Origin of the sequence: Streptomyces gilvus, from assembly GCF_022513565.1 — a bacterium.
GTDB classification, from domain to species: Bacteria; Actinomycetota; Actinomycetes; order Streptomycetales; family Streptomycetaceae; genus Streptomyces; species Streptomyces gilvus.
Map to the genome: position 1 here is coordinate 90,501 of NZ_JAKWBE010000011.1, position 22,702 is coordinate 113,202.

Consider the following 22,702-nt stretch of genomic DNA (forward strand, 5'->3'; position numbering starts at 1 on the left):
TGCCATGTACTTGGCAAAGAGCGTTTCTCAGGGACCGCCGTCATCCCCAGGTATGACGCAGCGTCGCCGGGTCCGCCCCGAGTCGCCCCCCGGAACCGGAACTGCGACTGACTACACCGGCATCCCCGGCCCCCACGATGGGACACGTCCCCTTCCCAAGACGTCGTCCCGCGAGGAGAGCCTTCCCGTGACCACCACACCCGTCGCCGGCCGGACCACCGAAACCGTGGCCGCACGCGCCACGGACCTGTCGAAGATCTACGGACAGGGCGAGACCCAGGTGGTCGCCCTGGACCGGGTCTCCGTCGACTTCCGGCAGGCCGAGTTCACCGCGATCATGGGCCCCTCCGGCTCGGGCAAGTCCACGCTGATGCACTGCGTGGCCGGCCTCGACACCTTCTCCGCCGGCTCGGTGCGCATCGGCGACACCGAACTCGGCTCGCTGAAGGACAAGCAGCTCACCAGGCTGCGCCGGGACAAGATCGGCTTCATCTTCCAGGCGTTCAACCTGCTGCCGACCCTGACGGCCCTGGAGAACATCACCCTCCCGATGGACATCGCCGGGCGGAAACCGGACAGGCAGTGGCTCGACCGCGTCATCGACATGGTCGGCCTGAGGGACCGTCTCGGGCACCGCCCCTCCCAGCTCTCCGGCGGCCAGCAGCAGCGCGTCGCCGTGGCCCGCGCCCTCGCCTCCCGGCCCGACATCATCTTCGGCGACGAGCCCACCGGAAACCTCGACTCCCGCTCCGGCGCCGAGGTACTGGGCTTCCTGCGCAACTCCGTACGGGAGTTGGGGCAGACCGTCGTCATGGTCACCCATGACCCGGTCGCCGCCGCCTACGCGGACCGCGTCGTCTTCCTCGCCGACGGCCGGATCGTCGACGAGATGATCCGCCCGACCGCCGACAACGTCCTGGACTTCATGAAGCAGTTCGACGCGAAGGGCCGCACCAGCTGATGTTCCGCACCGCCCTGCGCAACGTACTCGCGCACAAGGCCAGGCTGCTGATGACCGTGCTCGCCGTGATGCTCGGCGTCGCGTTCGTGTCGGGCACGCTGGTCTTCACCAACACCATCTCGGACGCGTTCCAGAAGAGTTCGGCCAAGGGCTTCGACCAGGTCGACGTGGCCGTACGGGCCAAGTACCAGGAGGACAAGGGCAACACGGTCGGCAGGACGCCCGAGCTGACCCAGGCGATGCTCGACCGGAGCGCCCGGGTGCCGGGGGCCGCCGACGCCATCGGGGTCGTGAACGGCTTCACCGCCATCGCCGACAAGGACGGCAAGCTCATCGGCGGCGGCTTCCGCTCCGAGGGCGGCAACTACTGGGGCGACAAGGACCCGCGCTACCCCCTGAAAGACGGCAGCGCGCCGCACGGCGCGCACCAGGTCGCCATCGACGCGGACACCGCCAGGCGGGCCGGCTACAAGGTCGGCGACACCGTGCGGATCTCCGTCGACGGCCCGGTCCTCACCCCGACCGTCAGCGGCGTCTTCACCACCGACGACGGCAATGTCGCCGCCGGCGGCAGCCTCGCCCTCTTCGACACCGCCACCGCGCAGAAACTGTTCGGCAAGGCGGGCACGTACGACGAGATCGACGTGAAGGCCGCCCCCGGGACCTCCCAGACCGCGCTGAAGACCTCCCTCGACGGCGCGCTGGGCACCGGACTCGTCGAGACCACCACCGGCCGGCAGCTCGCCGACGACCAGGCGCGGCAGATCTCCTCGTCGATGAGCGGGCTCAAGCAGGGCCTGCTGGTCTTCGCCGGAATCGCCCTGTTCGTCGGCACGTTCATCATCGCCAACACCTTCACCATGCTGGTCGCCCAGCGCACCAAGGAGCTGGCGCTGCTGCGCGCGGTCGGCGCCTCCCGCCGCCAGGTGACCCGCTCGGTGCTGATCGAGGCGTTCGTGGTGGGCGCGGTCGCGGGCGTCACCGGTCTCGTCGCGGGCATCGGCATCGGCGCCGCGCTGCGCTCCCTCATGACCACCCTCGGCGCGACGGTCCCCGACGGACCGCTGGTCATCACGCCGGGCACGGTCGCGAGCGCCCTCGCGGTGGGCGTCGTCATCACCATGCTGGCCGCGTGGCTGCCCGGACGGCGGGCCGCGAAGATCCCGCCGGTGGCCGCGATGAGCAGCCTGCACGCGAGGGCGACGACCAAGTCGCTGGTGCTGCGCAACACGCTGGGCGCGCTGTTCAGCGCGGCGGGCGTGGCGACCGTGCTGGCCGCCACGTCGATGAACGGCTCCGACGGCCAGGCCCCGATGGGGCTCGGCGCGGTCCTGCTGATCATCGGGGTCTTCATCCTCACGCCGCTGCTGTCCCGCCCGCTGATCGCGGCCGCCGCACCGGTGCTGCGCGTCTTCGGCGTCTCCGGCAAGCTGGCCCGGCAGAACTCGGTGCGCAACCCCCGCCGTACGGCCGCCACCGCCTCCGCGCTGATGATCGGTCTCACCCTGATCACCGGCATGACGGTGATGGCGGGCAGTCTGCAGAAGTCCATCGACAAGATGGCGAGTTCGGCGATCCGCGCGGACTACGTGGTCTCCATGGCGAACGGCAACGAGCTCTCGCCCGACGTCGACAAGAAGGTGTCCGCCACCGAGGGCGTCACCGCCACCAGCCCGCTGCGCAACGTCTACTCGCGCATCGACGGCACGGGCGAGTCCCTGACCGGCGTGAACGGACCGGCGATCGGCGATCTCACCGACCTCAAGCTCGACAGCGGCACCTTCAAGGTCGGCGGCGCTCAGGCCGTCGTCGACAAGGAGACCGCCAAGTCCCATGGCTGGCAGGCGGGTTCGTCCTTCACCGCGCACTACGAGGACGGCAGGTCCTCGCGTCTGACGGTCTCCGGCGTCTACGAGGGCAACGAGCTGATCCGGGGCATCCTGCTCGACAGCTCCGTCGTCACCCCGCACGTGCCCGACCCCGGCGACATGCAGGTCCTGGTGAAGACCGCCGACGGCGCGTCCGGCGCGACCAAGGACCGGCTGGAGAAGGCGCTCGGCTCCAACCCGGCCATCAAGGTCCAGGACAAGAAGGACCTCTCCAACAGCATCGCGCAGACCTTCACGCTGATCCTGAACATGGTCTACGGCCTGCTCGCCATGGCCGTGGTCGTCGCCGTCCTCGGGGTCATCAACACCCTGGCCATGTCGGTCTTCGAGCGCTCCCAGGAGATCGGGATGCTGCGCGCGATCGGCCTGGACCGCAAGTCCGTCAAGCGGATGGTCCGTCTGGAGTCCCTGGTGATCTCCCTGTTCGGCGGGGTGCTCGGCATCGGCCTGGGCGTCTTCTTCGGCTGGGCGGCCGGCGAGCTGCTCGGCACGAAGATGCCGACGTACGAACTGGTCCTGCCCTGGACCCGGATGGCCGTCTTCCTCCTGCTGGCCACCACGGTCGGCGTCCTCGCCGCCCTCTGGCCGGCCCGCCGCGCCGCCCGCCTGAACATGCTGTCGGCCATCAAGTCCGAGTAGCACGGCGGCAGTCGGGGCCCGTCCGGTTCGCCGGACGGGGCCCCCTCGTGCCTACGGGGCTCAGGCGCCCCAGGTCCGGGCCCGCAGCGGCATCCCGGACGCGCCGCCCTCCGGGGTGCGCACCGCGAGCACCTGGTTGACGCCGATGCGGTTGCGCTCGAAGGAGAGCGCGCAGGCGGCCATGTACAGCAGCCAGACGCGGGCCCGGCCCGCCCCGGCCAGCCGCACCGCGCGGGCCCAGTCGGCCTCCAGGTTGGCCACCCAGCGGCGCAGGGTGAGCCCGTAGTGCTCGCGGAGCGCCTCGACGTCCCGCACCTCGAACCCGGCCCGTTCCAGCTGGGTGACGGTGGTCCCGATCGGGGCGAGCTCCCCGTCGGGGAACACGTACGCGTCGATGAACTCGTCGACGTTGTACGAGGATTCGTCGCGCTGCGGACGGCGGCCGATCTGGTGGTTGAGCAGCCGCCCGCCGGGCCTCAGCAGCCGGTACAGGTCCTCGGCGTACTCCAGGTAGCGGTCGGCGCCCACGTGTTCGGCCATGCCGATGGAGGAGATGGCGTCGTAGGGCCCGTCGGCGACCTCCCGGTAGTCCTGCACCCTGATCTCCACGAGGTCGGTCAGACCCTCGTCGGCGGCTCGTTTACGGGCGTACGCGGCCTGTTCCTGGGAGAGGGTGATGCCGATGACGCGCACGCCGTACTCGCGGGCCGCGTGGACGGCCATCGAACCCCAGCCGCAGCCGACGTCCAGCAGCCGCTGACCCTCCGTCAGTCCCAGCTTGCGGCAGACCAGATCGAGCTTCTCGCGCTGGGCCTGTTCGAGCGTGGCGTCCGGGGCGGGCCAGTAGGCACACGAGTACACCATCGACGGGCCGAGGACGATCTCGTAGAAGTCGTTGCCGACGTCGTAGTGGTGACTGATGGCGCGTCTGTCGGTGCGCTTGGTGTGCAGATGGGCGCGGGCCCTGCGGACCTCCTCGCGGGGCGGCGCGGGCGGCAGCGGCACCCCGGCGATCCGTACGAGCCCCCGGGCGGCGGCCCGTACCTTCGGGTCCCGCAGCGTCTGCAGCAGGGTCCTGCCGTCCTCCCCGCGCTCCCAGACGAGTTCCGCCATCAGGTCCAGCGCCCGGTACAGATCGCCCTCGATCTCCAGGTCCCCGGCGACCCAGGCCCGGGCCAGCCCCAGTTCCCCCGGTTTCCACAGCAGCCGGCGCACCGCCCGGCGGTTGCGCACGACCAGCGCCGGTGCGTCCGGCGGCCCCGCCTGCGAACCGTCCCAGGCGCGGATGCGCACCGGAAACGGCACTCCCAGCAACTGTTCGACGAGGCTCTTCAGCCGCAGCGCGGCGTCGGCCATGGCGCACACCTCCGTGACGCGATCCCGGAATGTCCAGTACCACGTAAACATCGATGAGGTGGCCGCGCAGTCCCCCACAGGCGTCACGGATCAGAAAAAACCCGAAGGGCCTCCCGCACCACGGATGGCGGGAGGCCCTTCGGTTCGTTCGGCGACCGGGATCCGGTCAGGAGGCCTTGGCCTCGGTCTTCTTCGGCTCGGCGGCCGGCACCGGACGGGCGGCCTCGTAGAACTCCTCGCGGGGGTGCTCCATCGCGCCGAGGGAGACGACCTCGCGCTTGAGGAACATGCCGAGGGTCCAGTCGGCGAGGACGCGGACCTTGCGGTTCCAGGTCGGCATCGCGAGGCCGTGGTAGCCGCGGTGCATGTACCAGGCGAGACGGCCCTTGAGCTTGATCTTCATCTTGCCCATGACGATCATCGCGACGCCCTTGTGGAGGCCGAGACCGGCCACCGCGCCCTTGTTGGCGTGGCTGTAGTCCTTCTGCGGGAAGCCCCGCATGCCGGAGATCACGTTGTCGCCGAGGACCTTGGCCTGGCGCAGCGCGTGCTGGGCGTTCGGCGGGCACCAGGCGTTCTCGTTGCCCGCCTTGCGGCCGACGAGGTCGGGGACCTGGGCGTTGTCGCCGGCGGCCCAGATGTAGTCGGTGCCCTTGACCTGGAGGGTCGGCTCGCAGTCGACGTGACCGCGGGGGCCGAGCGGCAGGCCGTAGCGGGCGAGGGCCGGGTTGGGCTTCACGCCGGCGGTCCACACGATGGTGTTGGAGTCGACCTCGAGGCCGTTCTTCAGCACAACGTGGCCGTCGACGCAGGAGTCCATCGAGGTGGAGAGGTAGATCTCCACGCCGCGGCTCTCCAGGTGCTCCTTGCCGTAGGCGCCCAGCTTGGGGCCGACCTCGGGCAGGATCTTGTCGGCGGCGTCGACGAGGATGAAGCGCATGTCCTCGCGGGAGACGTTCTTGTAGTACTTGGCCGCGTCGCGGGCCAGGTCCTCGACCTCACCGATGGTCTCGGCACCGGCGAAGCCGCCGCCGATGAAGACGAAGGTGAGCGCCTTGCGGCGGATCTCCTCGTCGGTGGTGGAGTCGGCCTTGTCGAGCTGCTCGAGGACGTGGTTGCGCAGGCCGATGGCCTCCTCGATGCCCTTCATGCCGATGCCCTGCTCGGCGAGGCCGGGGATCGGGAAGGTGCGGGAGACCGCGCCGAGCGCGATCACCAGGTAGTCGAAGGGCAGCTCGTACGCCTCGCCGACCAGCGGGGCGATCGTGGCGACCTTGCGGTCCTGGTCGATGGTGGTGACCCGGCCGGTGAGGACCTCCGCCTTGGGCAGCACGCGTCGCAGCGGGACGACGACGTGGCGCGGGGAGATGTTGCCGGCGGCGGTTTCGGGAAGGAAGGGCTGGTAGGTCATGTACGACCGGGGGTCGACGACCGTGACGGTCGCCTCTCCGTAGCGCATCTTCTTCTGGATGCGCCGAGCTGCGTACAGGCCTACGTACCCACCGCCTACTACGAGGATCCTGGGACGCTCCGTGGTGCTCATGGCATCGAGTATCCACCCGCCTCAGGGGGGTAGCTCGTGCGCCCCTTCACAAGCTCTTGCATGGGGTGTGTTATTCTGCGCGACCCGCGTGACGTGGATCATGGTCGGGTGGACAACCCCCCGCCCGGTACGACCCGTTGTCAATGCCGCGTGAGCAGCCTCTCCGGCCGGATGACGCTCTCGTGAGCGGCCCGAAACACCCCTCCGGGAGCCTCTTCCAGGCCCCTCTTACACGCTCCTGTTGAACGTGTTCAAGGGCCTGTTGACCCCCCGGAAGGTCCAACCGGGGCCTTTTCGTCGCGCGACACGGCGGAATTCCTTGTGAAGAACTTCACGAACTTTCCCGGCGGCGTGTCGCCGAGGGGCCCGCGAGGGCCCCCCGATCATGCTCAGACGCTACCCGACCTGCTCGTCCGAGTGCTACCGACCAGTAACAAACGAGACCTACGCCACCGACCACGCGATGCCGTCGAGGATGTCGTGCTCGCTCACCACGACCTCCCGCGCGCCCGTCCGCTCCATGATCGACAACAGGACGAGGGCCCCCGCGGCGATGACGTCGACCCGCCCCGGATGCATGGACGGTACGGCGGCCCGCTCGGCGTGGGTGGAGTGCAGCAGCCAGTCGGTGATCTCCCTGACCCGCTCCAGGGAGACCCGGGAGTGGTGGATGCGGGCGGAGTCGTACTCGGGCAGGTCCTGGGCGATGGCCGAGACGGTCGTCACCGACCCCGCGAGGCCGACCAGGGTGCGCGCCTCCCGCAGCGGAACCGTCTCCTCGGCGAGGTCCAGGGCCCGCTCGACGTCGGCCCGCATGGCCGCGATCTGCTCCTCGGTGGGCGGGTCGGTCACGGCGCCCTCCCGGACCAGGTGCCGCTCGGTCATCCGCACACAGCCGACGTCCACGGAACGGGCCGCCCGCACGTGCTCCTCGCCGACCACGAACTCGGTGGAACCGCCGCCGATGTCCACGACCAGGTACGGCCTGTCGAGGTGAGCGCCGCCCGCCAGCTCCCTGGTCGCCCCGGTGAAGGAGAACTCCGCCTCCTGGTCGCCGGAGATGACCGCGGGCTCCACGCCCAGGATGTCGAGGACCCCGCGCACGAACTCGTCCCGGTTCTCGGCGTCCCGCGAGGCGGAGGTGGCCACGAACCGCAGCCGCTCCGCGCCGTGCTCCTTGATGACGGCCGCGTACTCACGGCAGGCGGCGAAGGTCCGCTCCAGCGCCTCGGGCGCGAGCCGCCCGGTCCGGTCGACGCCCTGCCCGAGCCGCACGATGGTCATGCGCCGGTCCAGATCGACCAGTTCCCCGGTCTCCGGATCGGCGTCGGCGACGAGCAGCCGGATGGAGTTCGTACCGCAGTCCACGGCGGCGACACGGGTCACTGGGCGTCTCCCTCGCTGGGCTCGGCGTCCTGGTCGACGGGCCGGAAGGCGAAGTACCCCGTGCCGTCCTCGGATTCGGCCGTCCGCCATCCCGCACCGGCCGGCGGCCCGGAGGGCAGCACACACGCGCCCTTGCGCCACCACTCGGGCAGCATCGCCAGTGCCTCGTCGCCGAGCGGGTTCACCCCGGGGCCCGCGGCCAGGGAGTGGGCGACCAGGACGTGCAGGCACTTCACCCGGTCCGGCATGCCGCCGGCGCTGGGGAAGCCGGTCAGCTCCTCGATCTCGTCCCGGCGCCGGACGTAGTCCTCGTGCGCGGCGCGGTACGCGGCGGCCAGCTCGGGATCCGTCGCCAGCCGCTCCGTCATCTCCTTCATCACCCCGTTCGCCTCCAGCGTGCCGATCGCGGAGTTCGCCTTGGGGCACGTCAGGTAGTAGAGGGTGGGGAAGGGGGTGCCGTCGGGAAGACGGGGCGCGGTCTCCACGACGTCCGGCTGCCCGCACGGGCACCGGTGGGCGATGGCGCGCAGGCCGCGCGGCGGACGCCCGAGCTGCTGCTTGAAGGCCTCGACGTCCGCGTCGGTGGGCTCGGTGCGCGGGGTGGTCGGCGGAGGCGTTTCCACTACGAACTTGTCTCTCTCGTCACGTCACTGGTCGGAGGCGTCGGACTTGTCGACCCCGTCCCAGACATTGGCGTACCAGGGCCGGTCGGCGGCCCCGAGGTCGGCGCGGGACTGCTTGGCCGCGTCCGGGTCGATGACGACGTACCCCGTCTCGCCCGGCATCACATAGTGCAGCCGCTGCCGGATCTGCTGCTCGGCGTACGCGTCGTCCTGCCAGCGCGCCTTGAGGTCGCGCAGCTGCTCGACCCGCTGCCGCTCCTGTTGCTGCTGCCGCTCCAGGTCGGAGATCTGGGCGCGCTGGGAGACGTACTGGCGCATCGGGTAGGCCAGTGCCACGACCAGCGTGCACACCACGAGCGCGAGCAGGGCCGCGCGGCCGGTGAGGCGGGAGCGGCGGGCCTGGCGCCGGGTCTGGGAGCGGTAGACACGGGCGGCGGTCTGCTCGCCGAGCAGCCGCAGTCTGGTCGCGGTGGAGAACCGGTCCCGGCCGGTCACGACACATCACCTCGCATCATCACTCCGTGCGCCCAGAGGTCGGCCGGGGGTCCGGGGGTTGTCCCCCGGGACAGCACAGCACGGCCATGTCCCGCCTCCCGTTCACACGTGCGTACGTCCCCGCACACGGTACGGGACCGGTACGGGGACGTACGTACGACTGGCTAAGGCTTAGCCCCGTAAGGATCAGCCGTTGACGGTGCTCATCCCTTGAAGCGCGGGAACGCGCTGCGGCCCGCGTACACCGCCGCGTCGTCGAGGATCTCCTCGATGCGCAGCAGCTGGTTGTACTTGGCGACGCGCTCGGAGCGGGCCGGGGCGCCGGTCTTGATCTGGCCGCAGTTGGTGGCGACGGCCAGGTCGGCGATGGTGACGTCCTCGGTCTCGCCGGAGCGGTGGGACATCATGCACTTGAAGCCGTTGCGCTGGGCGAGCTCGACGGCGTCCAGGGTCTCGGTCAGCGAGCCGATCTGGTTGACCTTCACGAGCAGGGCGTTCGCGGTGCCCTCCTCGATGCCGCGGGCCAGACGCTCGGGGTTGGTGACGAACAGGTCGTCGCCGACGAGCTGGACCTTGTCGCCGAGCTTGTCGGTGATGACCTTCCAGCCGGCCCAGTCGTCCTCGAACAGCGGGTCCTCGATGGAGACCAGCGGGTAGGCGGCGACGAGCTCCTCGTAGTACTCCGTCATCTCGGCGGCCGAGCGGGACTTGCCCTCGAACTCGTACTTGCCGTCCTTGTAGAACTCGGACGCGGCGACGTCGAGCGCGAGCGCGATCTGCTCGCCCGGGATGTACCCGGCCTGCTTGATCGCCTCGAGGATGAGGTCGAGGGCGGCCCGGTTGGACTCGAGGTTCGGGGCGAAGCCGCCCTCGTCGCCGAGGCCGGTGGACAGACCCTTGCCCTTCAGGACCTTCTTCAGGGTGTGGTAGACCTCGGTGCCCCAGCGCAGCGCCTCGGAGAAGGACTCCGCGCCGATCGGGGCGATCATGAACTCCTGGATGTCCACGTTGGAGTCGGCGTGCGAGCCGCCGTTCAGGATGTTCATCATCGGCACCGGCAGCAGGTGCGCGTTCGGGCCGCCCAGGTAGCGGAAGAGCGGGAGGTCGCTGGCCTCGGAGGCGGCGTGGGCGACGGCGAGGGAGACGCCGAGGATGGCGTTGGCGCCGAGGGAGCCCTTGTTGTCGGTGGCGTCCAGGTCGAACATCGCCTGGTCGATCAGGCGCTGCTCGGTGGCGTCGTAACCGACCAGCTCCGGGCCGATCTGCTCGATGACGGCGAGGACGGCCTTCTCGACGCCCTTGCCCTGGTAGCGGTTGGGGTCACCGTCGCGGAGCTCGATGGCCTCGAAGGCGCCCGTGGAGGCGCCGGACGGGACGGCGGCACGACCCGTGCTGCCGTCGTCGAGGCCGACCTCGACCTCGACCGTGGGGTTGCCTCGGGAGTCCAGGATTTCCCGGGCTACGACGACGTCGATGGACGGCACGAGCATCTCCTTCTTCAATGTGACGCGGCTGTGCAGCGCCGCGGTGGCTCTGCGAGACGAGCCTAACCGCCTCAGGCCGATCGGCCACGCCGCCGACCATCTGTTGGGCAGAACCGAGAGTAAATTGTTTCTGAACGGAACAAAGAGGCCGGGGCGCTCCCGCGTGAAAAGGTGCGGACGCCCGCGCATGAAAAAGCCCCGCCCCGGTGCGTACGGGGGAACACGCACCGGAGCGGGGAGCCCGTGGGGACGGGGGAGGCCCTCACGTGTCCTCCATACTGGGGGACACGGCTGTCAGGGCGCTGTGGTTCAGCTATTACTTCAGGTGCAGCTGCTGACCCGGGTAGATCAGGTTGGCGTCGTCGATGATGTCCTTGTTCAGCTCGAACAGCTTCTTCCAGCCGCCCTTGACGCCATGCTTGGCCGCGATGGAGCTGAGGGTGTCACCCTTGACGACCTTGTACTCGCCGTCGCCCTTCTTGACCTTCTTGCCGGTCGGGGTGGTGACGGTCTTCTGGCTCTTCTGGGTCTTGGCGGCCGGACGCTCGGAGGAGCGGGAGGCGGCCTGCGACTCGGAGGAGCGCGTGGTGGTGCTGGTGGAGCCCGAGGCGCTGGAGCCGGTGTAGGCGGCGCCGGACAGGCCCTTGCCGCAGACCGGCCAGGCGCCCTTGCCCTGGGAGGCGAGGACCTTCTCGGCGACGGCTATCTGCTGCGCCTTGCCGGCCTGGTTCGCCTGCGGGGCGTAGGCGGTGCCGCCGTACGCGGCCCAGGTGGAGGCGGAGAACTGCAGGCCGCCGTAGTAGCCGTTGCCGGTGTTGATGGACCAGTTGCCGCCCGACTCGCACTGGGCGACCGCGTCCCACTCGGAGGCGGTGGCGGCGGAAGCGTTGCCGGCCGCCATCAGCGGAGCGGCGATGGCGACACCGGTGACACCGGCGAGCGCGGCGACACGGGTGGCCTTGGACGGACGACGGTGCTTGCCCTTGCCGGAAAACAGCATGGTTGATCCCCTCACCGACGCCTGCGAGGTGAGCTGTCGGGTTCGGGCCGGTTGAGTTGCCCGGCCGCGCCCTCGCTTCCACGAGGCGCGGCTACACCCCAAGCCGCCACCGTCGACTGCCCGGTGGGGCACTTACCTGGGTCCCCCGCTCCTGCCTACGGCGCTGTCACGCGACGACTGTTCCCGTACGGCCACTGGCAGGATTCGGCGTTGCGGCCGTCGGGGCTCGGATTGCCGAGCGGTGATGACCGTAGCCACGGAATCGGCGTAATTTCAAAGACGATCAGGGCTTCTGAGACTCATCCCACACTTTCGCCAAACCGGACATTCAGCGCGAAGCGTGACGTGAACTCCCGTCTTTTTCCGCCCCGTTCGCCCCTTATTCAACCGGAAGTTCGAGCGTCTGACCGGCGGAGATGTGGTTCGGGTCGGTGCCGATGGCCTGCTTGTTCGCGGTGTAGAGCGCGCGCCATCCGCCGTCCAGGCCAAGGCTGTCGGCGATGGAGCCGAGGGTGTCGCCGGCGTGCACGGTGTAGGTGCCGGCCTTGGCGCTCTCGGTCACGGCCTCCTCGGCGCTCGCGCCGCGATGCCGTCCGGTGCCCGTTGCGGACGCGACGGCGCCGGTGTCGACGAGGCTCCAAGAGCCCACCGCCTGCTGCTCATTGTCCGAGTCGTCGCTTTTCGCCCGTCCTGTCGACGGGCTGTCGGCCGCCTGTGAATCCGAGGGAGACGCGGAAGGCGAGGGCGAGTTGTCCGATTTGCTGGAGTTGCCCGCCGAAGCGGAGGGAGAGCCGGTGGAGGCGGAGGGCGACGGCGAGCCGTCCGCCGAGGAGGAGTCACCCGTCGAGTCGCCCGTCGAGTCACCAGAGGAGTTGGACAGACCGGTGGAGCCGGACCCGTCCGAGGTGTCGGACGAACCGGATGAACCGGACGATCCGCCGGACACGCCGGTGTCGATGTCCACCGAGCCCGAGCCCTTGGTCAGCCCGGAGGTCAGTCCACAGACATGGAAGGCGCCCACGCCCTCGGCGTCGAGGATCTTCTCGGCGACGGCTATCTGCTGGTTGCGGCTGGCGAGGTCGGGGCGCTCGGCGTAGTCGAGGCCGCCGTACTTGTCCCAGTCGTCCTGGGTCAGCTTCAGACCGCCGTAGAAGCCGTTGCCGCTGTTCTCGCTCCAGGAGCCGCCGGTCTCGCAGTTCGCCACCTTGTCCCACGTGGTTCCGTCGGCCGCGTTCGCGCTCGCCGCCCCGAGGAGCGGGATGGCGATGGCGGAGCCGGTGACACCGGCCGCTACGAGCAGGGCCGGAGCCTGGCGGGGGCGACGGTGACGACCGTTCCCGGAGAGCATGTGGGGGGCCTTTCGCGAGACAACAGTGACCACGGCGCGTGAAGCCTGGGCCAAACCCTGGCGCCGCTGTTGATCCGTGAACGTATCGTCAGGCGATCACTCGTCACAAGTTAATGCCGCGTAGATCACGTGAAGATCACAGACTTGAGCGCGTGTCATGTTTGTCCGGCGTTTGTCCGGCCGTGTCTCCTCACCCGGCCGGGGTGAACTCCACGGGAAGCGTGCGCAGTCCGCGCATGATGAGCCCGCCGCGCCACCTCAACTCGTCCGGATCGGCGCCGAGTTGCAGATTCGGCAGCCGGGTGAGCAGCGTGGCCAGCGCGGTCTGGCCCTCCAGCCGGGCCAGCGGGGCGCCGAGACAGTAGTGGATGCCGTGGCCGTAGCCGAGGTGCTGGTTGTCGCGCCGGGCGAGGTCGAGGGTGTCGGGATCGGCGAACCGCTCCGGGTCCCGGTCCGCGGCGGCCAGGACGACGAGGACCGGGTCGCCGGCCGCGATGTGCTGTCCGCCGATGGTGAGGGGTTCGGTGGCGAACCGCCAGGTCGCCAGCTCCACCGGGCCGTCGTAGCGCAGGAGTTCCTCGACGGCGGTCGCGAGCAGGCCGTCCTCGCCGACGGCGAGGGAGGTCTGGAGAGCGTGCCGCTGCTCGGGGTGGGTGAGCAGGGCGTAGGTGCCGTTGCCTATGAGGTTGACAGTGGTCTCGAAGCCGGCGAACAGCAGGATGAACGCCATCGCCGCGGCCTCGTTCTCGGTGAGGTGCTCACCGTGGTCGGAGGCGCGGATGAGCCCGGAGATGAGGTCCTCGCCGGGAACGGGCTCGTCCGGGAGGGCCTGGCGCTTCTTGTGGATGAGCTCGGCGAGGTAGCCCCGCATCTTCTTGACCGACCGCGCGACCCCGCCCCTCGGGCCGCCCCCGTGCCGGATCATCATGCCCGCCCAGTCCCGGAAGTCGGCCTGGTCCTCGCGCGGGACGCCGAGGAGGTCGCAGATCGCGTAGATGGGGAGCGGGAAGGCGAACTCGTGAATGAGGTCCGCTTCTCCCTTCCCGGCGAACCCGTCGATCAGACGGTCCGTCAACTCCTGGACCCGCGGCGCGAACTCGGCGACCCGGCGCGGGGTGAAGGCCTTGCTGACGAGCCGGCGCAGCCGGGTGTGGTCCGGCGGGTCGATGTTGAGCAGATGCGTCATCAGCTCCGCCTTCCGCTCCCCCGGGATCCCCGTCCTGCCCCGGGCGTGGGCGGGTTCGTCGTGATGTGCGGGGTTCTTGGAGAGCCGGCTGTCGGCGAGCGTCTGCTTGGCGTCGGCGTACCGGGTGACCAGCCAGGCCTCGACCCCGCTGGGCAGCGTGGTCCGGTGCACGGGGGCGTGCTCCCGCAGCCACGCGTACGCGGGGTAGGGGTCGGTGGCGAACTCCCAGGTGAAGAGTTCCGGGACGGTGCCGTCGGGAGCGGGGTGGCTGGTCACTCCTCGACGGTATCCGGCATCGCGCACCCGATCAGGCGGAGGTGCCGGGAGGACGGCGGGCGGGATGCGGCGCGACAGCGGACAGCGGTGCCAAGAGGACAGCCCCTCAGCGGACCGGAGTACCAGAAGGACAGCCCCTCAGCGGACCGGAATACCAGAAGGACAGCCCCTCAGCGGACCCGAATACTAGGAGGACAGTCCCTCAGCGGACCCGAATACTAGGAGGACAGTCCCTCAGCGGCGCGCACCGCGTCCCGGTACGCCCGTGCCGCGACCCGCAGCGCCGCTTCCGGATCCACGCCCTGTGCCTCCGCCCGCGCCGCCAGCGCGAGCAGCTCGTAGCCGACGCCCTCACCCGTCGGCAGCGGCACGTCCAGTCCCGCGGTCCGCACGCGGGACGCCAGCTTCGACGCGAGGGCGAGGCCCGGCTGGCCCAGGGGTATCCCGTCCGTCACCGACTCCCGCCGCTTCTCGATCGCCTTGGTGCGCAGCCAGTGCTCCTTGACCTCCTCCGGGGTCGTGGCCGTCTCGTCGCCGAAGACGTGCGGGTGACGGTGGATGAGCTTGGCGACGATGCCGCCGGCCACGTCGTCGATGGAGAAGGGCGTCTCCGGGTGCTCCTCGGCGATGCGGGAGTGGAAGACGACCTGGAGCAGGACGTCGCCCAGTTCCTCGCGCAGCTCGTCGCGGTCGCCGTCCTCGATCGCCTCGACGAGTTCGTACGCCTCCTCGATGCCGTACTTCGCCAGACCCTTGTGGGTCTGCTGGGAGGACCAGGGGCAATCGCGACGGATCCGGTCCATGACCTGGACGAGGTCGAGGAGACGGGCGCCGGGCAGGTCGTAGGAGGCGGGGAGGAGCTCCAGGTCGGGCATGCTCACGCGGCCCGAACCGGCGAGCCGCGCGAGGCCGTCCGTGAGGGCCGGCTCGCCCTCGCCGGTGGCGACGACCACGACCGTGCGGCCACCGGAACAGGCGGCCACCAGCTCCTCGGCCGTCGGGGCCCCCTCGTCGACGGCTATCCCGGCTTCCCGCAGATACGGCAGCTGCGGATGCGCGCCGTCCGCGCACAGCACCCGGTCGGCCGCGTGCAGGGCCTGCCACGCGGGCCAGGACAGCAGGCCGGGTGCCACCCGGTGGCTGGTGGTGAGCAGGACGATGCGGCCGGGGGAGACGGCGGCGTCTTCGGGACGGCTGGTTGCGTTCACGGTTCGAAGCTAACCCACGTCACCGACGGCACCACGAGTTGTCCACAGGACGGGAGCCCGCTTTTCCACAGGCTGTTTTTCTTCAGCCCGCTTTTCCACAGGCTGCTACTCCTCAGGCTGCTGCTCCGCAGGCCGCTACTCCGCAGGCCGCTTTTCCACAGGTGGGCGCCGGCGTACCGTTCCTCCGGTTTCGGCTACGCCGACTGCTGGGTCGCCGTGACCTCGCGGACCCACGGGGTCTTCGCGTCCACGCGGCTGCTCTTCTGGACGTCCCAGGTGCCGTAGCGCGGGTTGAGGTCGACGTGGAGTTCCTTGGACGCCTTGGCCAGGGCGTTCCAGAAGGCCGGCTTGCTGGTGTCGGTGCCGAGGCTCTGGGCGAGCTTCTGGGCCTCGAGCTGGAGGCGCAGGTTGTCGTCGAGGCGCTCGGGCGCCACCCCGTACTGCTGCAGCCAGGCCGTCTGAAGCGCCTTGGAGCCGCCGACCTGCTGCTCCAGGCCGGCCCGCATCTGCTGGACCTCCTTGGGGGTGACGCTCACGCCCGCGTCCTGGGCGGCGCGCCCCACCACCTCGTCGAGGACCATGCCGTGCAGGGTGTCGCGGGTGAGGCTGCCGGTCTGCGCGACGGCCTGCTTGTACTGCGCCTCGTTGGCCACGGCCGCGCGCTGCGCCTCGCGCACCTCGTTCACCCGGTTCTCGAGTTGCGACACGGTGATCCGCGTGCCGCCCACGACGGCCGCCGCGCCGGGATGCGCTTCGCTTCCACATGCGGAAAGGAGAGGGGCCGCGGCGGCGATCGCGGCGGTGAGCAGGAGCGCGGTGCGACGGCGGCGGTGCAAGGAGGCCTCCCGAGGAGATTGTGCGACGGTGCACAAAGTCTTGCGGTGATCGATGGTAGGCAGTGGGACGGCTGGGGCCAACCCATTCGACCGACCCATTCGACCAACGATTCACCGAGGCTTGAGGCACCGCCGCGCCGATCCGGGCTCTGGCGGGTCAGCACGGTCGGTACGGACCGGGCTCTGGCGGGTCAGTACGGTCAGTACGGGCTGAGCGCCCGTGAGCTCAACCCCGCGCGTCGACCGCCCGCTTCACCGCGGCGGCGACACCGGCGCGCAGTCCGTCGTCGGCGGGCACCCAGGCCACGTTGTCCGCGCCTGCCTTGCCCTTGCCCTGACCTTTGCTCCCGCTCCCCCGGCCCACGAGCACGAACCCCAGTTTCGCGTACTGTCCGGTCGCCTCCCGCGCCGCCTCCACCTCCGGGCCGCCCACCGCGAGGACGACCTCGCAGGAGCCCTGCAGCAGGGAGTTGAGGAAGGGACGGGCGTTCGCCGTGCTCTGTTCTCCCGTGACGGAGGAGTAGCTCACGCGCGCGTGCGTGGTGAGAGAGGCGTCCTGCATGCCCTGCCAGACGGCCGCGGCGGGGGCGGCGTTGATGCCGTGCCGGTCGGTGAGGAGGCAGGCGTCGGTCTCGGTGTAGTGGCGGGCGCGAGTGGCGGGGATCGGCGGGCGACTGGTGCCGTGGTCGTAGAGGAAGAGGAATCCGGTAACGATCACCGCGAGGACGACGGCGACCGCCGTACCGATCATGGCGATGGTGCGTCCGCCGAGCGACCGCAGCCCGGCCACCGCGGCACGTCCCACGGCGGTGAGCCGCCCCGTGCCTTCCTCCCGGACCGGCCGTGCCCGCGTGACCTGCCGGACCTGCTTGACCATGTGGTGCTACTCCTCCACGCGCTCGGGCAGTGGGCCGGCCACCTGGCCGGTGCCCATGTCTTCCGCCCGCTCCGCCGCTTGTTCGACCGCCGCTCCACCGGCACCCCGGCCGAGCCACGCGGGCTCGCGCCGGGCCGCCCGCCGGGGCCACGCCGTCCACGCGTGCGCCGAGGCGCCCGCCATCGACAGCGTGATCAGGAGCAGGTCCGCCCCGAACAACGCGCCGTGGGTGTCGTCCGGCGTCAGAGCGAGTTCGGTGACCCAGGCCACGAGGACCGCGCTGAAACCGGCGAAGGCCAGCCAGTCGGCGCGGGTCCGGCGCCGCAGGGCGAGCACGAGGGACGGGACGGGACAGAGCAGACCCAGGCTGACCACGGGCAGCGCGGCGAAACCCGCACGCACGGCGGGCAGCCGCAGCACCGGCGCGGCCGGCACCTTCAGCACCCTCGAGACCAGCCTCGGCATCCTCATCGTCCTCGCCCTTCGATCCTCGACGCCCGCCCCGGCCGACGCTCAGCCCCTCAGCCGTCCCGGTTCCAGCCCCGACCGCGTCCTCAGCCGGTGATGGCGACCGGTCCGTCCCACGCGTCGCGGTCCACGGTGATCGTGTAACCGCCGCGGGACTCCTTGCTGTTGACCAGGTACTGGTGGCCGCGGCTGTGGCCGGTGTACTGGGTGCTGCCCCAGGGCCAGTCCGAGGTGGTCGTGTTGGTCTTGTCCCACAGCGCGTACCAGAGGTTGCCCGGCAGGTCCGTCTTGTTGGTCGCGGTGGCGATCGCCTTGGCGCTGGAGCTGCTGAAGCCGTAGTAGCCGGCGCGGTACGTCTTGGCGTGCAGCTCCTTGTCGAAGGCACGGACGTAGGTCAGCACGGCATTGTTGCAGGAGGTGTTCGTGACGTCGTACGGCTCCATGTCGAGGAAGATCGGGCTGCCGGCCTTCATGCCGAGCGCCGAGGCCTTGGCCACCGCGTCGTCCGCCTCGCTCTTGCCGACGGCGGCGGCGGTGGAGGCGCTGATCTTCACGGAGCCGCCGGAGCCGCAGGACGGCTGGGAGCCGACGTAGAGCGGAATGAGCTTCCAGCCGACCGCGCTGACGGACTTGACCCAGGATGCGGTGAGGTTGGGCTGGTTGCAGCCGCGGTTCTTGCCGCCGATGTAGACGGCGGCGGCACCGTAGAAACCGGTGTGCCAGGCCTTCATCGCGGCGAGGGAGGGGGCGGCACAGGTGTCGAAGGCGCGGCCCGTGAAGGTCTTCTGCGCGGGCCATGTCGTGGCCGCCATCGAGGTCGTCGCGGCGATCCCACCGCCCGCCACGACGACGACGCCGGCCACGCCCCACGCTATGTACCTGCGCTTCTTCGACTGCCGATGGTCGGCCATCCCCACCCCTGTTCATGACAAGCGGGCGGGTACGGCGACGCGTACACGCCCGACAAAAGATTCTGCAGGTGCCCTGAAGCGGCGCGAGTCGGCACCGTGAGGCCGCGCGCACGGAAAGAGGCACCATGAGCGGATCGCAAAGTAACCGATGGCGCCCTAGCACTCGGGAAACAGAATCCCCTGATCATCACAAGATTCCCTCACGGCACGGCAAAAACTTCCGAACCAGGGAACGCGAGCCGCGCGGATTCCGTACCCGGACCCCGACTTGACGAACCCTTGGCTGCGCGAATACCTGTCGACTACCTGTACCTGACCTGTGCCATGCCTGGCGGGCCTAGTGTCCGACCCCATGTTCACCACCCCGCGGGCCGCAAAGGTGCTCGCCCTCACCGCTCTCCCCCTGGCCCTCGCCCTGACGGCCTGCTCGTCCTCCTCGTCCGACGCCGGCGACGGCAAGGCGAGCGCGAAGCCGGCCGCGACGAAGGACCCGAACGCCGGTCTGCTGACGGGGACTCAGCTCAAGAAGGCCTTGGCCCCGGCGTCGTTCTTCGCGAAGGGCTTCGCCGTGGACCCGAGCGGTGCGCGCGACTCCGGCTCCACCTACGCCGAGCCGTCGACGGCGCCCGCGGCCACGAAGCCTGACTGCGCCAAGCTGGACGGCACCAGCTGGATCGCCGTCACCGGGGTGGCGGGGGTGTCGTTCGCGCAGAACGACTACGTGAACCGCGACTCCTCGCAGGACATAGCCCAGGAGATCGACAGCTACCGCGGGACGACCGCGGCGAGCGTCCTGACCGACGTGGAGCGGATCGCCGCCTCCTGCGCATCGTTCACCGACGACCAGACGCACACCAAGGTGAAGGTCACGGGCGCGGCCGCCTCCGGCCTCGGAGACGGCGCGTACACCCTCACGCTCACCGACAGCTCCTGGGAGAACGGCACCACTCTCATCGCCGCCCGGGTCGGCACGAACGTCGTCAGCGTGCTGTCGACGGACGGACACGACAACGGGGCGGCGACGGCGCGGAAGCTGACGGAAGGGATCGTCGCCGCGCTGAGGAAGTAACGGGCCTTCGTTCACTCCCCCCGTGCGACGGGCGTTGCCCTAACCTTGCCTCGACCTTGGGGGGTGTTCGTCATGGAAAGACGGTCGAAACGGCTGGAAGCCGGTTGGCTGCAACGGATCGCGTGGGTGGCCCTCGCCTGGCTGTCCTGCGGCCTGCTGATCTGGGTGCCCTTCCTGTACGTGGCGATCCGCCGCGGCCTGGGTTCCGACTGGGGCGCCTTCGCCGCCTTCGCGCTCTACGAGTGCGTGACCCTGCCGTGGGCGGTGGTACGCGGCGACGGCCAGGGCGACCCCTTCCTCGGCCTGGTCGTCCTCCTGACCATGCTCATGGCGGCCGGCCTGCTGCTGTTCGCCGTCTTCGACCGCCCGACCCCGAAGCAACAGGGCTACGGCGCCATGCCGTTCCCCCCACCACCGCACGGGAACCCGTACCTGCGGTAGTTCAGGTCCTCCGGGTGCGCCGCAGGATACGTACCGCGGGCCAGGCCAGCAACCCGGTGACGGCCCAGAGGAAGCCCGCCAGGCCCAGCCATTCACCGGTGCTGGTCTCGGGATCACCGCCTTCGAAGACGGTGACCGCGAGCGCCAGGAAGGCGAACAGACCGGCGAGGAGACCGAGCACGACCACCGCCGCGGTCTGCCCGCCGGTGCGCCGGGCCGGCTGCTCGGTTGTCGACGCGCCACCGGCCTCCGCCGTTTCGCGGGCCTCCGCCCGCGGCACGCGCTGCCGCGGCGGCAACTGCACGCGCGCGTGCGGCGGTACGGCCGCCTCGAGCGCCGCCATCGTATGCGCGTCGACGCCGTACGCACCGGGCTCCACGTCGACCGTGATGCCGTCGGTACCGATGAGCCGACGGCCACCGTCGGGCCAGCCGAGTACGGCGGCACAGGAGCGGTAGAGCACGGTCGCCGCCTCCTGCGTGCCGTCCTTCGCCGCCGCCGTCAGGCTGACGCCGTCGTCGCCGATGACGAGAGCTCGGGCGTTTCCGCCGCCGTGCCCAGCATCGAACCTCCGTCCGGTCACGGCGTACGACGAACTCGTCGGGGCCGCCGTGTACCCGGCCCAGTCCGCGGTGTGCCCCGCGGGGACCTGCATCAGAGCCGTCCCCGCCGCCTCCACCGCCACGGCGTGCAGATGCCCCGGCGTCACCGTCCACAACTCGGAGCGCAGTTCGTCGACGGTGCGCGGCGGCCGCCCGGCGAGCAGGTCCTCCGCCGCGCCCGGCAGCCGCCGTACGGCCGAGTCGGGCCCGGTCAAGGTCCCGTCGGTACGGGTGCGTACGGCCTCCAGGTCGGCCTGCGCGATCCGGCCCACCTGGAGCCCCGCGAGGACGTCGACGAATCCGCCGAGCACCGCGTCCTGTTTGGCGGGCAGGGAGTCAGCGAAAGCGGTCACGAGGGCGTGGCCGTCACGGCGGGCCGTGTAGTCGGTGGCGGTGGTGTAGGAATAGCCGCCCTCCTGGCGCAGGGCGCGGGAGAGCTCGCGTTCCAGGACGCCCGCGTACAGCCGGGCGGCCGCGGAATCGCCGACGACGGCGTCGAGCAGGACCCCGCCCCGGCCGTCCGAGAAGTACGCGGGGGTCGTGGGCAGCGCCGAGGTGACAGCGGGCATCGGATGACGCGGGCCGCCCTCGGGCAGCTTGAGCGACAGCCCGGCCGGCATGCGGTCGCCGGCGATCCACAGCACGGCGTTGCCGTGGGTGAAGCGTGTGTGCGCCCAGTGCCGTACGTCGTCCGGGCGCAGGGTCCGTACGCCCCACTCCGGGTAGCTGACCAGTCCGTAGCCCTGTGCCCCGTAACGCCACAGCGGGAGTTGGGGGTCCTCGCGCCGGGACTCCTCGGTGCGCAGGATCTCCTTCTCGGTCTCCAGATGGCTTCTTGGTGTTGCGGCTCAGGCTTCCGATACCTTGCGTGGCATGAGTGGCAGCTTCGACGTGGCCGAGGCTCTGGACGGCGGGGTTTCCGATCGGGAGCGGGCCTGGGCATTCATCCGCAGCTTTGCTCGTGCTTGGGGTGAACCGTTGACCGAGGGCGACGGCACGCCCGGGGCGGAACTGGCGCAGGCGGAGGCACTTCTCGGCTGCTCGCTGCCGACTGCGCTGCACGAGTTCTATGCGCTCGCCGGAGCCCGGACCGACCTGGTCGCCAACCAGGACCCCCTGCTGCCGCCTCACATGATGTTCGTGCATGACGAGTATGACGGCGTCCTCGTATTCCGCAGCGAGAACCAGGGCTGCGCCTTCTGGGGCGTACGCCTCACCGACCTTGCCCAAGACGATCCCCCAGTGCTCGTCCAGGCACGGCACGGCTGGGTGCCGTTCATGGACCGGGTGTCCTTGGCCTGCGTCGAGCTAGTGCTGAGCGAGGCGCTGTTCGGCGGCGGGGGACGGCTGTACAACGCGTGCGAGCTGCCGGGAGACCTGCTTGGTGCGGTGCCCGAACACTTTCAGCGGGTCCAACTGCCGGACTACCCGATGTGGACCGACCCGGAAGAGTTTCCCGTGCGTTGGTTCTCTGCCCCCGACAAGCTGCTGCGCCAAGACGGCCTTGGCGTCCACAGTTGGCTCCACGTCCGGGGCCGGACACGCGCCGATTTGGATGCGATCTGCGAGATCGTTCCTGGACGGTGGTCCCTGGGATATACCGAGTCACTCAGCTCCGAGCCGCCACCTTTCTGATCTGCTGCGGACCTTCTTGAGCATGGCGCCTTTCGAACGCTCTTCCGTAAAGTGGAGGCCGCGTCGCTCGACCCCGAACGGTCCCGCGACTTCATCCACAGGCTGACGAAAGAGCTGTGAGGCACCCCATGGACACCCCCGGCAACTGGCGGAAATCGTCCTACTCCGGCCCCGGCGATGGCGACTCCTGCGTGGAAATCGCGAACAACAGCACCCTCATAGCCATACACGACTCCAAGGACCCCAACTACGGGATACTCACCTTCCCCACGGGAGCCTTCACTACGTTCATCGAAACCGTCAAGGCGGACGCAGGGCACCTGCACTGAACTACGAGACACCAGAGAATGCAGCGCCATGTCCAACCAAGACATAGTTCTCGGATCGTCCATCACCATCAGTGATGACCTCTTCGCAACACGGCGGGCGACAATCACGGAGATCGACACTTCGCCGCACAAGGCCACGA

At 70.1% G+C, this 22,702-nt stretch carries 21 protein-coding genes, 1 pseudogene and 1 riboswitch; of the genes and pseudogenes, 7 read left to right on the forward strand and 15 right to left on the reverse strand.

What is annotated here, in order from left to right; genetic code table 11:
* The first annotated feature begins 187 nt into the window (after positions 1-187).
* Complete coding sequence (locus MKW14_RS18810) at positions 188-961, forward strand: ABC transporter ATP-binding protein (RefSeq protein WP_240863682.1); 774 nt, start codon at positions 188-190, stop codon at positions 959-961.
* On the forward strand, positions 961-3,489 hold the full coding sequence (locus MKW14_RS18815) for an ABC transporter permease (RefSeq protein WP_240863683.1): 2,529 nt from the start codon (positions 961-963) through the stop codon (positions 3,487-3,489). Before MKW14_RS18810 ends, MKW14_RS18815 begins: the two co-directional genes overlap by 1 nt.
* A 60-nt stretch (positions 3,490-3,549) precedes the next feature.
* On the opposite strand, the gene MKW14_RS18820 is transcribed toward MKW14_RS18815, so the two are convergent.
* The 14 genes from MKW14_RS18820 to MKW14_RS18885 all read right to left on the reverse strand — a co-directional run bounded on the left by MKW14_RS18820 (position 3,550) and on the right by MKW14_RS18885 (position 18,486).
* Positions 3,550-4,845: a class I SAM-dependent methyltransferase gene (locus MKW14_RS18820; protein ID WP_240863684.1), complete on the reverse strand. Its 1,296-nt coding sequence runs from the start codon at positions 4,843-4,845 to the stop codon at positions 3,550-3,552.
* Between the two features lie 166 nt (positions 4,846-5,011).
* Positions 5,012-6,388, reverse strand: coding sequence for an NAD(P)/FAD-dependent oxidoreductase (locus tag MKW14_RS18825; RefSeq protein ID WP_240863685.1), 1,377 nt, complete (start codon positions 6,386-6,388; stop codon positions 5,012-5,014).
* Positions 6,389-6,832: 444 nt separating this feature from the next.
* On the reverse strand, positions 6,833-7,774 hold the full coding sequence (locus MKW14_RS18830; RefSeq protein WP_240863686.1) for a Ppx/GppA phosphatase family protein: 942 nt from the start codon (positions 7,772-7,774) through the stop codon (positions 6,833-6,835).
* Positions 7,771-8,397 (reverse strand): DUF501 domain-containing protein, encoded by a 627-nt coding sequence (locus MKW14_RS18835; protein ID WP_240863687.1) that lies wholly within the window; start codon positions 8,395-8,397, stop codon positions 7,771-7,773. Before MKW14_RS18835 ends, MKW14_RS18830 begins: the two co-directional genes overlap by 4 nt.
* Before the next feature lie 24 nt (positions 8,398-8,421).
* Positions 8,422-8,892: an FtsB family cell division protein gene (locus MKW14_RS18840; protein WP_240863688.1), complete on the reverse strand. Its 471-nt coding sequence runs from the start codon at positions 8,890-8,892 to the stop codon at positions 8,422-8,424.
* A gap of 203 nt (positions 8,893-9,095) precedes the next feature.
* Positions 9,096-10,382, reverse strand: a complete 1,287-nt coding sequence (eno, locus tag MKW14_RS18845; protein ID WP_240863689.1) for a phosphopyruvate hydratase — start codon at positions 10,380-10,382, stop codon at positions 9,096-9,098.
* Positions 10,383-10,692: 310 nt separating this feature from the next.
* Positions 10,693-11,376: a LysM peptidoglycan-binding domain-containing protein gene (locus tag MKW14_RS18850; protein ID WP_240863690.1), complete on the reverse strand. Its 684-nt coding sequence runs from the start codon at positions 11,374-11,376 to the stop codon at positions 10,693-10,695.
* 3 nt (positions 11,377-11,379) lie between these two features.
* A riboswitch (cyclic di-AMP (ydaO/yuaA leader) is annotated at positions 11,380-11,549 on the reverse strand.
* A gap of 206 nt (positions 11,550-11,755) precedes the next feature.
* Positions 11,756-12,724 carry a LysM peptidoglycan-binding domain-containing protein gene (locus tag MKW14_RS18855; protein ID WP_240863691.1) on the reverse strand — a complete coding sequence of 323 codons (969 nt, stop codon included), beginning with the start codon at positions 12,722-12,724 and terminating at the stop codon, positions 11,756-11,758.
* Between the two features lie 190 nt (positions 12,725-12,914).
* On the reverse strand, positions 12,915-14,186 hold the full coding sequence (locus MKW14_RS18860) for a cytochrome P450 family protein (protein ID WP_240863692.1): 1,272 nt from the start codon (positions 14,184-14,186) through the stop codon (positions 12,915-12,917).
* Positions 14,187-14,404: 218 nt separating this feature from the next.
* Positions 14,405-15,394 carry a nucleoside triphosphate pyrophosphohydrolase gene (locus MKW14_RS18865; protein WP_240863695.1) on the reverse strand — a complete coding sequence of 330 codons (990 nt, stop codon included), beginning with the start codon at positions 15,392-15,394 and terminating at the stop codon, positions 14,405-14,407.
* Between the two features lie 194 nt (positions 15,395-15,588).
* Positions 15,589-16,230, reverse strand: a complete 642-nt coding sequence (locus MKW14_RS18870; protein ID WP_240863697.1) for a SurA N-terminal domain-containing protein — start codon at positions 16,228-16,230, stop codon at positions 15,589-15,591.
* 226 nt (positions 16,231-16,456) lie between these two features.
* Entirely contained in the window at positions 16,457-17,107 is a 651-nt protein-coding gene (locus MKW14_RS18875; RefSeq protein WP_240863699.1) for a hypothetical protein, read from the reverse strand.
* A gap of 6 nt (positions 17,108-17,113) precedes the next feature.
* A complete protein-coding gene (locus MKW14_RS18880; RefSeq protein WP_240863701.1) occupies positions 17,114-17,572 on the reverse strand; it encodes a hypothetical protein in 459 nt (152 codons plus the stop codon).
* Between the two features lie 89 nt (positions 17,573-17,661).
* Positions 17,662-18,486, reverse strand: coding sequence for a glycoside hydrolase domain-containing protein (locus tag MKW14_RS18885; protein WP_240863702.1), 825 nt, complete (start codon positions 18,484-18,486; stop codon positions 17,662-17,664).
* Positions 18,487-18,838: 352 nt separating this feature from the next.
* Here MKW14_RS18885 and MKW14_RS18890 point away from each other — a divergent pair, with 352 nt between their 5' ends.
* Both MKW14_RS18890 and MKW14_RS18895 read left to right on the forward strand, forming a co-directional pair.
* Positions 18,839-19,555, forward strand: coding sequence for a hypothetical protein (locus MKW14_RS18890; RefSeq protein WP_240863704.1), 717 nt, complete (start codon positions 18,839-18,841; stop codon positions 19,553-19,555).
* 72 nt (positions 19,556-19,627) lie between these two features.
* A complete protein-coding gene (locus MKW14_RS18895) occupies positions 19,628-19,996 on the forward strand; it encodes a hypothetical protein (protein WP_240863706.1) in 369 nt (122 codons plus the stop codon).
* Between the two features lies 1 nt (position 19,997).
* Here MKW14_RS18895 and MKW14_RS18900 read toward each other — a convergent pair whose 3' ends face one another.
* On the reverse strand, positions 19,998-21,242 hold the full coding sequence (locus MKW14_RS18900) for a peptidase M16 family protein (RefSeq protein ID WP_240863708.1): 1,245 nt from the start codon (positions 21,240-21,242) through the stop codon (positions 19,998-20,000).
* A 229-nt stretch (positions 21,243-21,471) separates the two neighbouring features.
* Between MKW14_RS18900 and MKW14_RS18905 the strand changes: the two genes are divergently transcribed.
* The 3 genes and pseudogenes from MKW14_RS18905 to MKW14_RS18915 all read left to right on the forward strand — a co-directional run bounded on the left by MKW14_RS18905 (position 21,472) and on the right by MKW14_RS18915 (position 22,562).
* Positions 21,472-22,233, forward strand: a complete 762-nt coding sequence (locus MKW14_RS18905; protein ID WP_240863710.1) for an SMI1/KNR4 family protein — start codon at positions 21,472-21,474, stop codon at positions 22,231-22,233.
* 24 nt (positions 22,234-22,257) lie between these two features.
* A pseudogene (locus MKW14_RS18910) lies at positions 22,258-22,353 on the forward strand (transcriptional regulator); the annotation flags it as partial.
* A gap of 8 nt (positions 22,354-22,361) precedes the next feature.
* The gene (locus MKW14_RS18915) at positions 22,362-22,562 is read left to right on the forward strand and encodes a DUF397 domain-containing protein (protein WP_240863968.1); all 201 of its coding nucleotides are present in this window, start codon (positions 22,362-22,364) and stop codon (positions 22,560-22,562) included.
* Positions 22,563-22,702: the final 140 nt, after the last annotated feature.